The following is a 14,637-nucleotide window of genomic DNA, read 5'->3' as shown; positions in this document are numbered from 1 at the left end:
ACGCATTCCCACGCAGAGCGTGGGAACGATCCTGACGCCATCCCAAACTGTAGGAGCGCGCTTGCCCGCGATCTGCCGGGAACCGGCAGCACATCCGGTGCGTGCGGTGTATCAGGGACAACCGAGTCGCCTGATTTTGCTACCGCTGCGCGGTAGATCGCGGGCAAGCGCGCTCCTACAGGGACTGCGTCAGCCTGATATTTCTGCCGGTGCTCATGCTTTTGCTTTTGATCTTCATACCGAGAACGTTCAGGCGCCACAAAACGCGACTTGGGTGCAGGCTGAACGCAGGCGTCGCGCAGTGTGCCGAGCGGCATGGATGCCGCGAGAGCGCCGTCAGGACATGGATGTCCGTTCGGCGCGGGCCCACGGAGCGTCGTCGAAGTGAGCAACCGACGAAGTCGGGCCCAACCAGTTCAGACCCTTGGTTACTTGGGGTTATCAAGTAACTCGCCGAAGGCGAAACATCGGCCGTTAGGCTGAGCCCTTTCGGGCAGGCACAAAATGCCAACCACCCCACAAACCCCATACTGGCACCTTGCTATTTTCAACCCATTCCAAGAGTTGGACAGGTTTTTGCAATACCTGCGTTACAACGCCTCTGGCGTCAAAAGTTTGATTTAGCGCGCAGGTACAGAATCGGTGGATCGCTCTCAGTTAATCTCTAACGCTCGCATTGGACTGGTCGGTCTGGGCCGTGGCCAGTTGGGTGTTCCGTTGCTGTTGCTGGTCATGCTGGCAATGATGATGTTGCCGATGCCGCCGTTCCTGCTGGACGTGTTCTTCACGTTCAACATCGCGCTGTCGATCGTCGTACTGCTGGTCTGCGTGTACGCCCTGCGTCCATTGGACTTCTCGGTCTTCCCGACCATCCTGCTGATCGCGACGCTGTTGCGCCTGGCGCTCAACGTCGCGTCCACCCGCGTCGTGATGCTCCACGGTCAGGACGGTCACGCCGCTGCCGGTAAGGTGATTCAGGCATTCGGTGAAGTGGTAATCGGCGGTAACTATGTCGTCGGTATCGTGGTTTTCTCGATCCTGATGATCATCAACTTCGTCGTGGTGACCAAGGGTGCCGGTCGTATCTCCGAGGTGAGCGCGCGTTTCACCCTCGATGCGATGCCTGGCAAACAAATGGCAATCGACGCTGACCTCAACGCCGGTCTGATCGATCAACCCGAAGCCAAGCGTCGCCGTCTGGAGGTCGCCCAGGAGGCCGAGTTCTACGGCTCCATGGACGGTGCCAGCAAGTTCGTGCGCGGTGACGCGATCGCTGGCCTGCTGATTCTGTTCATCAACCTCATCGGCGGCATGCTGGTGGGCATCATCCAGCACAACATGACCTTCGCCGACGCGGGCAAGGTGTATGCCTTGCTGACCATTGGTGACGGTTTGGTGGCGCAATTGCCATCGCTGCTGCTGTCCACCGCCGCCGCGATCATGGTGACCCGTGCATCCGGCTCGGAAGAAATGGGCAAGCTGGTCGGTCGCCAGATGTTCGCCTCGCACAAGGCGCTGGCCGTTTCCGCAGGCATCATGATCGTGATGGGCCTGGTGCCGGGCATGCCGCACTTTTCGTTCATCAGCCTGGGGCTGGTGGCGGCGGGCGGTGCGTACCTGCTGTGGAAAAAGCAGAACATGGTCAAGCTGGCGGCGATTCAAGAGGTCAAGCGTCAGCAGGAATTGCTGCCAGCGCCGAGCCGTGCGCAGGAGTCCAAAGAGCTGGGCTGGGATGACGTGACCCCGATCGACATGATCGGCCTGGAAGTGGGCTATCGCCTGATTCCCTTGGTGGACCGTAACCAGGGTGGTCAGTTGCTGGCGCGGATCAAGGGCGTGCGCAAGAAGCTCTCGCAAGAGCTGGGCTTCCTGATGCCGACCGTTCACATTCGCGACAACCTCGATCTGGCACCGAGTGCCTATCGCTTGACCCTGATGGGCGTGACGCTGGCTGAAGCCGAGATTTATCCGGACCGTGAGCTCGCGATCAACCCGGGCCAGGTGTTTGGCAGCCTGAACGGCATCAATGCCAAAGACCCGGCGTTTGGGCTGGAAGCGGTGTGGATTGAAATCAGTCAGCGCGCTCAGGCGCAGTCGCTGGGCTACACCGTGGTGGATGCCAGCACTGTAGTGGCAACCCACTTGAACCAGATCCTCTACAAACACTCTCATGAGTTGATTGGTCATGAGGAAGTCCAGCAATTGATGACGTTGCTGGCCAAGAGCTCGCCAAAGCTGGCCGAGGAGCTGGTGCCTGGCGTGCTGTCGCTTTCCGCGCTGCTCAAGGTGTTGCAGGCGCTGCTGGCCGAGCAGGTCCCGGTGCGCGATATTCGCAGTATTGCCGAAGCCATCGCCAACAATGCTGCGCGGAGTCAAGATACCGCCGCATTGGTGGCGGCCGTGCGCGTCGGTTTGTCCCGCGCAATCGTCCAAAGCATTGTCGGCATTGAGCCGGAGCTGCCTGTTATCACGCTTGAGCCAAGGTTGGAACAGATATTGCTCAATAGTCTGCAGAAGGCGGGTCAGGGTCAGGAAGAAGGCGTTCTGCTCGAACCGAGCATGGCTGAGAAACTTCAGCGCTCGTTGATCGAAGCGGCGCAGCGTCAGGAGATGCAGGGTCAGCCGGTTATTTTGTTGGTTGCAGGTCCGGTTCGCGCCATGTTGTCTCGCTTTGGACGCCTGGCAGTACCGAATATGCATGTTTTGGCTTACCAGGAAATTCCTGACAATAAGCAAGTCACCATCGTAGCGACTGTCGGGCCGAACGGCTGAGGTAGTGAGTCATGCAAGTTAAGCGTTTTTTCGCCGCCGATATGCGACAAGCCATGAAACTGGTTCGTGATGAGCTGGGCGCTGAAGCCGCCATCATCGGCAACCGGCGCATTGCCGGCGGCGTGGAACTGACAGCCGCGCTGGACTACAAACTGTCCGCGCTGGCGCCGCGTGTGCCGAACATCGAGCTCGAAGACGAGCTGCGCAAGACTCAGTCGCGCATCGTCACGGCTCAGGCTGAGCTGACCCATCGCAGCGAGCTGGACACGGTCGCCAACCGTCAGTTGTTCGCCGGTGTTTCGATGGACGACAGCAAGCAGATCGAACCGACGCTGGATGAACCGTTTCGCCCGTCGATCCATGCAGCCATCGCGGCGGATCGTGCCGAACGCGCAGAGCGTCAATCGGCTGCCGAGCCTGCTGTGAGCCGGCATGCGTACGACTCGATGCGTTCGGAATTGAACGGGTTGCGCGAACTGCTGGAAGTGCAGCTGGGTTCGCTGGCCTGGAATCAGTTGCAAGGCAGCCGTCCGCAGCAGGCGAACCTGTGGCGTCGTTTGCAGCGCATCGGCCTGTCCGGTCCGCTGTCTCGCGACCTGCTGGCGATGGTGCCGGACGGCGGCGATCAGGCCCACACCTGGCGCATGTTGCTGGCGCATCTGGCGCGCATGATTGCGACGCCTGACGTCGAGCCGCTGGAAGAGGGCGGTGTCATCGCCATGGTCGGGCCTGCCGGTATGGGCAAGACCACCACGCTGGCAAAACTTGCCGCGCGATATGTGTTGAAATACGGCGCGCAAAACATCGCGCTGGTGAGCATGGACAGCTTCAGGATCGGTGCTCAGGAACAACTCAAGACGCTGGGACGTATTCTCAATGTGCCGGTGACTCACGTCGATCCGGGGCAGTCCCTGGCTCAGGCACTGGAACCGTTGCTGCGCAAGCGTGTGGTGTTGATCGACACTGCCGGCCTGCAGGCGAGCGATCCGGCCCTGCGTCTGCAACTCGAAAGTCTGGCAGGTCGTGGCATCAAGGCGCGTAACTACCTGGTGCTGGCGACAACCAGCCAGAAGCAGGTGCTGACAGCGGCCTATCACAGTTACAAACGTTGCGGCCTGGCCGGGTGCATCCTGACCAAGCTGGACGAAACCGCAAGTCTCGGCGAAGTGCTGAGCCTGGCGGTGACTCACGAGTTGCCCGTGGCCTACCTGACGGATGGTCCACGGATACCGGATGATCTGCATCTCCCACGTCGGCACCAGCTCGTGAGCAGGGCTGTCAGCGTGCAGATGCAGGAGGAGCCTAGCGAGGAAGCGATGGCGGATATGTTTGCGGATCTTTATCACAGCACCGGCAAGCGCGCGGGCTAGGGTAAGGAAAATGACATTGGAAAATACCTGCATCGATGGTCTGCCAAGCATTGTTCACACAGTGAACGTGCAGCCCGAAATGTGGCTTAGGTCTAAGCAAGACAAGGTAAAAAATTAACATGGGCAGCATGCATCCCGTTCAGGTTATCGCGGTGACCGGTGGCAAAGGTGGCGTAGGCAAGACCAACGTGTCAGTGAACCTCTCGCTGGCCCTGGCCGAGCTGGGACGTCGCGTCATGTTGCTGGACGCCGATCTGGGTCTGGCCAATGTCGACGTATTGTTGGGATTGACCCCGAAACGCACCCTTGCCGATGTCATCGAAGGGCGCTGCGAGCTGCGCGATGTCCTGTTGCAGGGCCCCGGCGGCGTGCGCATCGTGCCGGCGGCGTCGGGCACCCAGAGCATGGTTCACCTGACGCCCGCGCAACACGCAGGCCTGATTCAGGCGTTCAGCGATATCGGCGACAACCTGGATGTGCTGGTGATCGACACCGCTGCCGGGATTGGCGAATCTGTGGTCAGCTTCGTGCGCGCCGCGCAGGAAGTCCTGCTGGTGGTCTGCGACGAGCCGACCTCGATCACTGACGCCTACGCGCTGATCAAGCTGCTTAACCGCGACTACGGCATGAACCGCTTCCGCGTGCTGGCCAACATGGCTCAGAGCCCGCAGGAAGGGCGCAACCTGTTCGCCAAGCTGACCAAGGTGACCGACCGCTTCCTCGACGTGGCGCTGCAGTATGTGGGCGCCGTGCCTTACGACGAGTGCGTGCGCAAGGCTGTGCAGAAGCAACGCGCGGTTTACGAGGCGTTTCCACGTTCCAAATGCGCGCTGGCGTTCAAGGCCATCGCGCAGAAGGTCGATACCTGGCCACTGCCGGCGAACCCGCGTGGCCACCTTGAATTTTTCGTTGAACGTCTGGTTCATCAGACCAGCGCAGGGCCAGTGTCATGACACCGAGCGGGTATCGCATGTACAGCAAATCTTCCAAAGATTCCCAGTATGAGCTGATCGAGCGTTATGCCCCTCTGGTCAAGCGCATCGCTTACCACCTGCTGGCGCGTCTGCCGGCGAGTGTGCAGGTCGAAGACCTGATCCAGGCGGGCATGATCGGTCTGCTTGAGGTATCGACCAAGTACGACTCCACCAAGGGTGCGAGTTTCGAGACCTACGCGGGTATCCGTATCCGCGGCGCGATGCTCGATGAAGTGCGCAAGGGTGACTGGGCACCGCGCTCGGTTCACCGCAATACGCGCATGGTCAGCGACGCAATTCGTGCAATTGAAGCAAAAACCGGCCGTGACGCTAAAGATCACGAGGTTGCTGCCGAACTTCAATTGAGTCTCGACGATTACTACGGGATTTTGAACGACACCTTGGGCAGTCGCCTGTTCAGCTTCGACGACCTGTTGCAGGACGGCGAGCATGAAGGGCTGCACGAGGACGGCGCGAGCCAGTCGCTCGAACCGTCGCGCGATCTGGAAGACGAGCGTTTCCAGAGCGCATTGGCGGACGCCATTGCCAACCTGCCCGAGCGTGAACGCCTGGTGCTGGCGCTGTACTACGACGAAGAGCTGAACCTCAAGGAAATCGGTGAGGTCCTGGGGGTCAGCGAGTCGCGCGTCAGTCAGCTGCACAGTCAGTGCGCTGCGCGGTTGCGGGGTCGGTTGGGCGAGTGGCGCGCGCGTTGACTCATCGAACGCAGGCCGTGGTGTCTGCGTGATGCATGTAAGGCCGGCTGTGCAATAACCGTTGTGTGGGTGAGAAGGGAGACAAGGCAGGAGCCGGTCGGATCAGGTCTTTCAGAGTCCGGTTCCGCTGTGCTCGTCCGTTGTCGATTCGCAAACCCCCTTAATTGTTTTCGCAGACTGGTCATTGGGTTGTGCCGGTATTGATTGAACGCGCGTCCAGGTGCTGGACGCGTTAAAGACTGCTTGGAGGTCGAATTGGACAAGAACATGAAAATCCTCATCGTTGATGACTTCTCAACGATGCGGCGGATCATAAAAAACCTGTTGCGTGACCTTGGGTTCACCAACACGGCCGAAGCAGATGACGGTACCACCGCATTGCCGATGCTGCAGAGCGGGGCTTTTGACTTCCTGGTGACTGACTGGAACATGCCTGGCATGTCCGGCATCGACTTGCTGCGTCAGGTGCGTGCCGATGAACGCCTGCGCCATCTGCCGGTGTTGATGGTGACTGCCGAAGCCAAGCGCGAGCAGATCATCGAGGCTGCTCAGGCCGGCGTGAACGGCTACGTGGTGAAGCCATTCACTGCACAAGTGCTCAAAGAAAAGATCGAGAAGATATTCGAGCGCGTCAATAGCTGATGTCCGCTGCGAGGGCGCTATGGATTCCAAAGATTCGACAATGGGTGACTTCGAGTCGACCCTGAAGAAACACGCACAGGAACTCGTCGCCAGCCTTGAAAAAGGCAAGTTCGGCGACGCCGTGCAACTTATCCATGAGCTTAATCAGACCCGGGATCGCGGCCTGTATCAGGAAGTTGGCAAGCTCACGCGTGAACTGCACAGTGCGATCGTCAATTTCCAGATTGACCCGCACATGCCGCAAGCCGAAGAAGTGTCCCAGATCACCGATGCCACCGAGCGCCTCTCGTATGTCGTCAGGCTCACGGAAGGTGCGGCCAACCGCACCATGGATCTGGTGGAGCAAAGCACGCCTTTGATGAACGGCCTCAGTGCCGACGCGAAGGCGTTGAGTGCCGACTGGGGGCGTTTCATGCGTCGCGAGATCGGCGCTGAAGAGTTTCGTGACCTGGCCCGCCGCGTCGATGGTTTTCTGACGCGCAGCGAGAAGGAAACCCACGAGGTCGCCAGCCACTTGAACGACATTCTGCTGGCTCAGGATTATCAGGACCTGACCGGTCAGGTGATCAAGCGCGTCACGCAGTTGGTGACGGAAGTGGAGAGCAATTTGCTCAAGCTGGTGCTGATGGCCAGCCAGGTCGACCGCTTTGCCGGGATCGAGCACGATCAGGAAGTGTTCCGTAAGCAAAAAGAAGAAGAAAAACTTCATTCCAAGGGTGAAGGTCCGCAGATTCATGCCGATAAACGTGAAGACGTCGTATCCGGTCAGGATGATGTAGACGATCTGCTATCCAGCCTTGGCTTCTAACTTCTAGATCCCAGGTTCTATGTGAAAGTGGTTGTGGTGCTGCGCGCGAATGCTTCGACGAAGGTAATGCGCGCCGCCCCTCGATGCAGCCTCTGGATCGGTTTGACGGTTAATTTTAGGAGCACCCCCAATGAGCTTCGGCGCCGATGAAGAAATCCTTCAGGATTTTCTGGTAGAGGCCGGCGAGATTCTGGAGCAGCTGTCTGAGCAGTTGGTCGAGCTGGAAAGCCGACCTGACGATGCGGACCTGCTCAATGCAATTTTTCGCGGTTTTCACACTGTAAAAGGGGGCGCCGGCTTCCTCCAGCTCAACGAGCTGGTTGAATGCTGTCACATCGCCGAAAACGTGTTCGACATCCTGCGCAAAGGTGAGCGCCGGGTCGACGCGGAGCTCATGGACGTCGTACTCGAAGCACTGGACACCGTTAACAGCATGTTCGGTCAGGTCCGCGAACGGTCGGACATCACACCGGCCACGCCTGAGTTGCTTGCCGCGCTGTCGCGTCTGGCAGAACCTGCGTCGGCTGACGAAGCCGCGGCCGCACCTGCTCCTGAGGTCGAAGCGGTTGCCGAAGCGCCGTCCGACGACATCACCGATCAGGAATTCGAACAACTGCTGGATTCGCTGAACGCGGTCAAGGCCCAAGCAGCCGGTGCTACGGTGTCGGCGGCAGCGCCTGCCGCTGCGGTATCGACGCCTGCTCCAGCGGCGGACGCGGCCAGCGACGAAATCACCGATGCTGAATTCGAATCACTGCTCGATCAGTTGCACGGTAAAGGCCAGTTTGCGGCCGACGCCGTGGCTCCTGCGGCGGCTGCCGCACCCGCTGCGCCACCTGCCAGCGACGAAATCACCGATGACGAATTCGAGGCGTTGCTGGACCAGTTGCATGGCAAGGGCTCGTTTTCGGCCGACGCCAGTACTGCTCCTGCTCCTGCTGCTGCTCCAGTGGCGCCTGCTGCTGCGACCGACGCCAAGGCCGCTGCGTCGGATGAAATCACGGACAACGAATTTGAAGACCTGCTGGATCAACTGCACGGCAAGGGCAAGTTCGAGCCTGCGGTAGCGGCGTCTGCGGCCACCGCGACTGCGCCAGCCAAGAAAGCCGAGCCTGCTAAAGCGGAACCACCGAAGGCCGAGCCAGCCAAGGCGGCTGCTGCTTCTGCTGCACCTGCCAAGGCTGCTCCGGCGCCTGCAGCTGCACCTGCGGCAGCACGTGCACCGGCGCCGGTCGCCGAAAAAGCACCGACCGAAGCCGAAACCACCGTGCGCGTCGACACCGCACGGCTGGACGAAATCATGAACATGGTCGGCGAACTGGTGCTGGTGCGTAACCGCCTGGTGCGCTTGGGCGCCAACAGTTCCGACGAAGCCATGTCCAAGGCCGTGTCCAACCTGGACGTGGTCACCGCTGACCTGCAGACCGCGGTGATGAAAACCCGCATGCAGCCGATCAAGAAAGTGTTCGGTCGCTTCCCGCGACTGGTTCGCGATCTGGCGCGTCAGTTGAAGAAAGAAATCAACCTTGAACTGGTGGGTGAAGAAACCGACCTGGACAAGAACCTGGTCGAGGCGCTGGCCGACCCGTTGGTGCACTTGGTGCGCAACGCGGTGGACCACGGCATCGAATCGCCGGAAGAACGTGAAGCATCGGGCAAGGCCCGGGGCGGTCGCGTGGTGCTCTCGGCGGAACAGGAAGGCGACCACATCCTGCTGTCGATTTCCGATGACGGCAAAGGCATGGACCCTGCGGTACTGCGCGCAATCGCGGTCAAGCGTGGGGTCATGGACAAGGATGCGGCGGACCGTCTGAGCGACACCGACTGCTACAACCTGATCTTCGCGCCGGGCTTCTCGACCAAGACCGAGATTTCCGATGTGTCGGGCCGTGGCGTGGGCATGGACGTGGTGAAAACCAAGATTGCCCAGCTCAACGGCTCGATCAACATCTACTCGACCAAGGGCCAGGGTTCGAAGATCGTCATCAAAGTGCCGTTGACGCTGGCGATCATGCCAACCCTGATGGTGATGCTGGGCAACCAGGCGTTCGCCTTCCCGCTGGTCAACGTCAACGAGATCTTCCACCTCGACCTGTCGACCACCAACGTCGTCGATGGCCAGGAAGTGGTGATCGTGCGCGACAAGGCACTGCCGCTGTTCTACCTCAAGCGCTGGCTGGTGAGTTCGGCCGCGCATGAAGAACAACGCGAAGGCCACGTGGTGATTCTCTCGGTCGGCACTCAGCGCATCGGCTTCGTCGTCGATCAGCTCGTGGGGCAGGAAGAAGTGGTCATCAAACCGCTGGGCAAGATGTTGCAAGGTACGCCAGGCATGTCGGGCGCCACCATCACCGGTGACGGCCGCATCGCCCTGATCCTCGACGTACCGAGCATGCTCAAGCGTTACGCCGCACGGCGTATTTGAACTCGGCGATGCGATGAACTGTGTGGGAGCGAATTCATTCGCGAAAGATGTCTCAGGCGACGTGGCTGTGTCGTTTGAGCTGGCCAGTCGCGAATGAATTCGCTCCCACAGGTTTTTTATCCACCGTGGTAATTCCGGTGGGGCAGATGTTGACGAAGCGGGCTGTGCAACTGGCCGGTTTTGTCCAATGGAGTGTTTATGGCAGTCAAGGTTCTGGTGGTAGACGACTCCGGCTTTTTTCGCCGGCGAGTCTCGGAAATTCTTTCCTCTGACACAACGATTCAAGTGGTCGGCACCGCCACCAACGGCAAGGAAGCGATCGAGCAGGCCCTGGCCCTCAAGCCCGATGTGATCACCATGGACTACGAAATGCCGATGATGGACGGCATTACTGCCGTTCGCCACATCATGCAGCGCTGTCCGACGCCGGTTCTGATGTTCTCCTCGCTGACGCACGAAGGCGCCCGCGTCACCCTGGACGCGCTGGATGCGGGTGCGGTGGATTTCCTGCCGAAGAACTTCGAAGACATCTCCCGTAATCCCGACAAGGTCAAGCAGATGCTGTGCGAGAAGGTGCACAGCATTTCTCGCAGCAACCGTCGCTCCACCGGTTTTGGTGCGGCAGCCGTTGCCGCGCCTGCTGCCCCGGCCCCGGGCGCGTTGCGCAGCCAGGCCCCGACGGCAGGGACGGCGCGTACTGCACCGGCTCGTCCTCTGGCCGGGACGTCCAGTCACGCTGCGCCCGCTCATCATGCGTCGGCGCCTGCCACGCACCACTCGCCGGCGCCCAAGCGCAAGGCCTACAAGCTGGTCGCCATCGGCACCTCGACGGGTGGCCCGGTTGCGCTGCAGCGCGTGCTGACTCAGCTGCCCGCCAATTTTCCGGCTCCGATCGTGCTGATTCAACACATGCCTGCGGCGTTCACCAAGGCCTTCGCCGAGCGCCTCGACAAGCTGTGCCGCATCAGCGTCAAGGAAGCCGAAGACGGCGACATTCTGCGTCCGGGCCTCGCGCTGCTGGCCCCTGGCGGCAAGCAGATGATGGTCGACGGCCGTGGCGCGGTGAAGATCCTCCCGGGGGATGAGCGGCTCAACTACAAGCCGTGCGTCGATATCACCTTTGGGTCGGCGGCCAAATCCTACGGCGACAAAGTGCTCGCGGTCGTACTGACCGGCATGGGCGCGGACGGTCGTGAAGGCGCACGTCTGCTCAAGCAGGGCGGCAGTCATATCTGGGCGCAGGACGAATCCAGCTGCGTGATTTACGGCATGCCGATGGCCATCGTCAAAGCCGATTTGGCGGACGCCGTTTACAGCCTGGACGATATCGGGCGTCATCTGGTCGAGGCGTGTCTGTAATGGATGTTTTGACACTTATCGGGATCATTCTGGCGTTCGTCGCCATCATCGGCGGCAACTTCCTGGAAGGCGGTCACCTGGGCGCCTTGCTCAACGGGCCTGCCGCGCTGATCGTGCTGGGCGGCACCCTTGCGGCCTGCCTGTTGCAGACGCCGATGAGCGCGTTCAAACGCGCGATTCAGATCTTCGTCTGGATTCTGTTTCCGCCGCGCATCGACCTGGCAGGCGGCATCGACCGTGTCGTGTCCTGGAGCCTGACTGCGCGCAAGGAAGGCCTGTTGGGCCTTGAGTCCGTGGCCGATGGCGAGCCCGATGCGTACTCGCGCAAAGGCCTGCAATTGCTGGTCGACGGTGCCGAGCCGGAAGCCATTCGCAGCATCCTGGAAGTGGACTTCATGACCCAGGAAAGCCGCGACATTCAGGCGGCCAAAGTGTTTGAAAGCATGGGCGGCTACGCGCCGACCGTGGGCATCATCGGTGCGGTCATGGGCCTGATCCACGTCATGGGCAACCTCGCCGATCCGAACCAGTTGGGCAGCGGCATTGCGGTGGCTTTCGTGGCGACCATCTATGGCGTGGCCTCGGCGAACCTGATCCTGCTGCCGGTGGCCAACAAGCTCAAGGCCGTGGCCATTCGTCAGTCGCGTTACCGTGAAATGCTCCTCGAAGGCTTGCTGTCGATTGCCGAAGGCGAGAACCCGCGTTCGATCGAATTGAAGCTGCAAGGCTTCATGGAGTGATGGACTGATGGCCCGTCGACGTCGCCACGAAGAGCACGAAAACCACGAACGCTGGCTGGTGTCCTACGCGGACTTCATCACGCTGCTGTTCGCGTTCTTCGTGGTCATGTACTCCATTTCTTCGCTCAACGAAGGCAAGTACAAGGTGCTGTCCGAGGCGCTGGTCGGCGTGTTCAACGAAGCCGAGCGCAGCGTGAAGCCGATCCCGATCGGCGAGCAGAAACCGCAGACCGTCCGGCCTGCCGACCCCCTGGTTCAAGACAGCGAGCAGACCGATGCCGCCTTGGGGCAGGGCGCGCAGGACCCGCTCAAATCCATCGCCGATGACGTGAATGCCGCGTTCGGCGATCTCATCGCCTCCAAGCAGATGACCGTGCGCGGCAACGAACTGTGGATCGAGATCGAACTCAACTCCAGCCTGCTGTTCGGCAGCGGCGATGCCATGCCCAGCAACCTGGCGTTCGACCTGATCGACAAAGTGGCGAAAATCATCAAGCCGTTCGACAACCCGATTCACGTCGAAGGCTTCACCGATGACCAGCCGATCAATACGGCTCAGTTCCCGAGCAACTGGGAATTGTCCTCGGCACGTTCGTCGAGCATCGTGCGCATGCTGGCCATGGACGGGATCAATCCGGCGCGCCTGGCGTCGGTCGGTTACGGTGAGTTCCAGCCGCTGACGTCCAACGCCACCGCTGATGGCCGTGCGCGCAACCGCCGTGTGGTGCTGGTGATTTCTCGTAACCTGGACGTGCGCCGCAGCCTGACAGGCTCTGGCACCGCGGCCAATGCGAAACCGGATGCTGCACTGCGCCGTGCTGGCACACAAACTGCACCTGTCCCAGCCAAGCCGTCGCAAGGCGTCAAATCTTCGTCATCTGCCCCTTAATTCTCGGTCACCGTTTGGGTCCGGGGGGAAAACGAACACATGAGAGTCTGGGCAGTAGCCAATCAGAAAGGCGGGGTCGGCAAGACCACCACCTCAATCGCTTTAGCCGGGTTGCTGGCCGAGGCGGGCAAACGCGTGGTCGTGGTCGACCTGGACCCTCACGGCTCGATGACCAGTTATTTCGGCCACAACCCTGACGCGCTGGAACACAGTTGTTTCGACCTGTTCCTGAATAAAGGCGCCGTGCCCGATGGCTTGCCCGGTCAGCTGTTGTTGCCCACCAGTGACAAACGTATTTCCCTGCTGCCTTCCAGCACCGCGCTCGCCACCCTTGAGCGCCAGTCGCCGGGTCAGAGCGGGCTGGGCCTGGTGATTGCCAGGAGCCTTGCGCAACTGTGGCAGGATTTCGATTACGCCATCATCGACAGCCCGCCGTTGCTGGGCGTGTTGATGGTCAACGCGCTGGCGGCCAGCCAGCAACTGGCGATTCCGGTGCAGACCGAGTTCCTGGCGGTCAAGGGCCTGGAGCGCATGGTCAACACGCTGGCGATGATCAACCGTTCGCGCAAGGTTCCGCTGCCGTACACCATCGTGCCGACGCTGTTCGACCGCCGCACGCAGGCGTCGATGGGCACCTTGAAGTTGCTGCGCGACAGCTTCCCAGAACATGTGTGGAACGCCTTTATTCCGGTGGACACGCGCTTGCGCGATGCCAGCCGTGCGGGCGTCACGCCGTCGCAGTTCGACAGCAAGAGCCGGGGTGTGCTGGCGTATCGGGCGCTGCTCAAGCACATGCTCACCGAACAGCTTGTGGGACAGGTGGCCTGACATGTCCGCTGATCGTTTTATCCCGGGCAATGCGCCTGCGCGCTCAAGTCGGCCTGTTGTTCAGCCGATATCGGGTATAGGCGGTAATCGCATCACTTATTTTCGGGCTCCCGTATGAACCGCCCTCTGGACATCGCATCACGACCGCAACTGGCGCTGCAGAACTACCTCGACGCGTTGCTTCAGGACGCCACCGAAGAACTGGAAGTCGTCGAAAGCATTGATGAGTTTCAAGCGGCCGTGCTCGAAGAGCAGGCCCATGATGCACGCATGCGCTCGGCCGTTGCCGAAGCCGTTGCGGCGGCCGTGCCGGTCGGCCGACCTGCGCCGGTGTCGCTGGCGTTTACGCCTGAGGCCAGGCCTGAGCCGGCTCGCGAGACAGCACCGGTGGCCAGACCGCTTGCTGAACCCGTGACGACCACATTATTGAAAGCGCCGGTTATTTTGCCGCCGGTGATCGCGCCGCCCGTTGTCGCTCCTGCCGTCGTCGAACCGGCTGCTGCGGAACCGACAGTGGCGCTGGTCGAGCCCGTGGCCGAGGTGCACTTGCCGGCGCAACGCACGCCAACGCCGCCGCCGACGTCCGATGAGCGTCCGGCCTGGGCAGACGAGCCGTTCGAATGCCTGCTGTTCGATGTCGCCGGGCTGACCCTGGCGGTGCCGCTGGTGTGTCTCGGTTCGATCTATCCCTTGGCTGGGCATGACCTGACGCCGCTGTTCGGGCAACCGGACTGGTTCCTCGGCATCCTGCCGAGTCAGGCCGGCAACCTGAAAGTGCTGGACACCGCGCGCTGGATCATGCCGGACCGCTACCGCGATGACTTCCGTCAGGGTTTGCAGTACGTCATCTCGGTTCAGGGCTACGAGTGGGGACTGGCGGTGCATCAGGTCAGCCGTTCGCTGCGCCTGGACCCGAAAGAAATCAAATGGCGCACCCATCGCGGTCAACGTCCGTGGCTCGCCGGGACCGTGATCGAACACATGTGTGCGTTGCTTGACGTTTCCGAATTGGCCGAGCTGATTGCCAGCGGTGCGGTCAAGCAGATGCAGGCGCGTAAATAAACACCATCAAATAAACACAGGCCGGTGCTGAACGCGTCGGCCGCACAGCACA

The 14,637-nt window shown here is 60.9% G+C and carries 12 protein-coding genes; all 12 read left to right on the top strand.

The window, feature by feature from the left end; all coding sequences use genetic code 11:
* Positions 1-642 precede the first annotated feature (642 nt).
* The 12 genes from flhA to AB4N84_RS01270 all read left to right on the top strand — a co-directional run bounded on the left by flhA (position 643) and on the right by AB4N84_RS01270 (position 14,585).
* Positions 643-2,772, top strand: a complete 2,130-nt coding sequence (flhA, locus tag AB4N84_RS01325; RefSeq protein WP_460044924.1) for a flagellar biosynthesis protein FlhA — start codon at positions 643-645, stop codon at positions 2,770-2,772.
* Positions 2,773-2,783: 11 nt separating this feature from the next.
* Positions 2,784-4,142 carry a flagellar biosynthesis protein FlhF gene (gene flhF / locus AB4N84_RS01320; protein WP_074759341.1) on the top strand — a complete coding sequence of 453 codons (1,359 nt, stop codon included), beginning with the start codon at positions 2,784-2,786 and terminating at the stop codon, positions 4,140-4,142.
* A 119-nt stretch (positions 4,143-4,261) separates the two neighbouring features.
* Entirely contained in the window at positions 4,262-5,095 is an 834-nt protein-coding gene (gene fleN / locus AB4N84_RS01315; RefSeq protein ID WP_062385964.1) for a flagellar synthesis regulator FleN, read from the top strand.
* Positions 5,092-5,832, top strand: coding sequence for an RNA polymerase sigma factor FliA (fliA, locus tag AB4N84_RS01310; protein WP_074759340.1), 741 nt, complete (start codon positions 5,092-5,094; stop codon positions 5,830-5,832). Before fleN ends, fliA begins: the two co-directional genes overlap by 4 nt.
* A 267-nt stretch (positions 5,833-6,099) precedes the next feature.
* Entirely contained in the window at positions 6,100-6,474 is a 375-nt protein-coding gene (locus tag AB4N84_RS01305) for a chemotaxis response regulator CheY (RefSeq protein ID WP_175500148.1), read from the top strand.
* Between the two features lie 19 nt (positions 6,475-6,493).
* Positions 6,494-7,282, top strand: a complete 789-nt coding sequence (locus AB4N84_RS01300; protein WP_074759339.1) for a protein phosphatase CheZ — start codon at positions 6,494-6,496, stop codon at positions 7,280-7,282.
* Between the two features lie 130 nt (positions 7,283-7,412).
* On the top strand, positions 7,413-9,707 hold the full coding sequence (locus AB4N84_RS01295; RefSeq protein WP_460044922.1) for a chemotaxis protein CheA: 2,295 nt from the start codon (positions 7,413-7,415) through the stop codon (positions 9,705-9,707).
* Positions 9,708-9,905: 198 nt separating this feature from the next.
* Entirely contained in the window at positions 9,906-11,066 is a 1,161-nt protein-coding gene (locus tag AB4N84_RS01290) for a protein-glutamate methylesterase/protein-glutamine glutaminase (RefSeq protein ID WP_460044920.1), read from the top strand.
* Positions 11,066-11,806 carry a flagellar motor protein gene (locus AB4N84_RS01285; RefSeq protein WP_074759336.1) on the top strand — a complete coding sequence of 247 codons (741 nt, stop codon included), beginning with the start codon at positions 11,066-11,068 and terminating at the stop codon, positions 11,804-11,806. The genes AB4N84_RS01290 and AB4N84_RS01285 overlap by 1 nt, the downstream gene beginning before the upstream one ends.
* Positions 11,807-11,813: 7 nt before the next feature.
* The gene (gene motD / locus AB4N84_RS01280; RefSeq protein ID WP_460044918.1) at positions 11,814-12,695 is read left to right on the top strand and encodes a flagellar motor protein MotD; all 882 of its coding nucleotides are present in this window, start codon (positions 11,814-11,816) and stop codon (positions 12,693-12,695) included.
* Positions 12,696-12,734: 39 nt separating this feature from the next.
* Complete coding sequence (locus AB4N84_RS01275) at positions 12,735-13,523, top strand: ParA family protein (RefSeq protein ID WP_074759334.1); 789 nt, start codon at positions 12,735-12,737, stop codon at positions 13,521-13,523.
* 114 nt (positions 13,524-13,637) lie between these two features.
* Positions 13,638-14,585, top strand: coding sequence for a CheW domain-containing protein (locus AB4N84_RS01270; RefSeq protein ID WP_460044917.1), 948 nt, complete (start codon positions 13,638-13,640; stop codon positions 14,583-14,585).
* The last annotated feature ends 52 nt before the right edge of the window (positions 14,586-14,637 follow it).

The organism is Pseudomonas sp. S2_H01, from assembly GCF_054668305.1.
Note: the sequence above shows the minus strand (reverse complement) of the source record. Positions and strands in the feature narration are given on the sequence as shown.

Coding starts and splice junctions, on each gene's coding strand:
- AB4N84_RS01285 (WP_074759336.1), top strand. CDS start 11,066: ATGGATGTTTTGACACTTATCGGGATCATTCTGGCGTTCGTCGCCATC.
- AB4N84_RS01295 (WP_460044922.1), top strand. CDS start 7,413: ATGAGCTTCGGCGCCGATGAAGAAATCCTTCAGGATTTTCTGGTAGAG.
- AB4N84_RS01275 (WP_074759334.1), top strand. CDS start 12,735: ATGAGAGTCTGGGCAGTAGCCAATCAGAAAGGCGGGGTCGGCAAGACC.
- flhF (WP_074759341.1), top strand. CDS start 2,784: ATGCAAGTTAAGCGTTTTTTCGCCGCCGATATGCGACAAGCCATGAAA.
- motD (WP_460044918.1), top strand. CDS start 11,814: ATGGCCCGTCGACGTCGCCACGAAGAGCACGAAAACCACGAACGCTGG.
- AB4N84_RS01290 (WP_460044920.1), top strand. CDS start 9,906: ATGGCAGTCAAGGTTCTGGTGGTAGACGACTCCGGCTTTTTTCGCCGG.
- fleN (WP_062385964.1), top strand. CDS start 4,262: ATGGGCAGCATGCATCCCGTTCAGGTTATCGCGGTGACCGGTGGCAAA.
- fliA (WP_074759340.1), top strand. CDS start 5,092: ATGACACCGAGCGGGTATCGCATGTACAGCAAATCTTCCAAAGATTCC.
- AB4N84_RS01270 (WP_460044917.1), top strand. CDS start 13,638: ATGAACCGCCCTCTGGACATCGCATCACGACCGCAACTGGCGCTGCAG.
- AB4N84_RS01305 (WP_175500148.1), top strand. CDS start 6,100: ATGAAAATCCTCATCGTTGATGACTTCTCAACGATGCGGCGGATCATA.
- AB4N84_RS01300 (WP_074759339.1), top strand. CDS start 6,494: ATGGATTCCAAAGATTCGACAATGGGTGACTTCGAGTCGACCCTGAAG.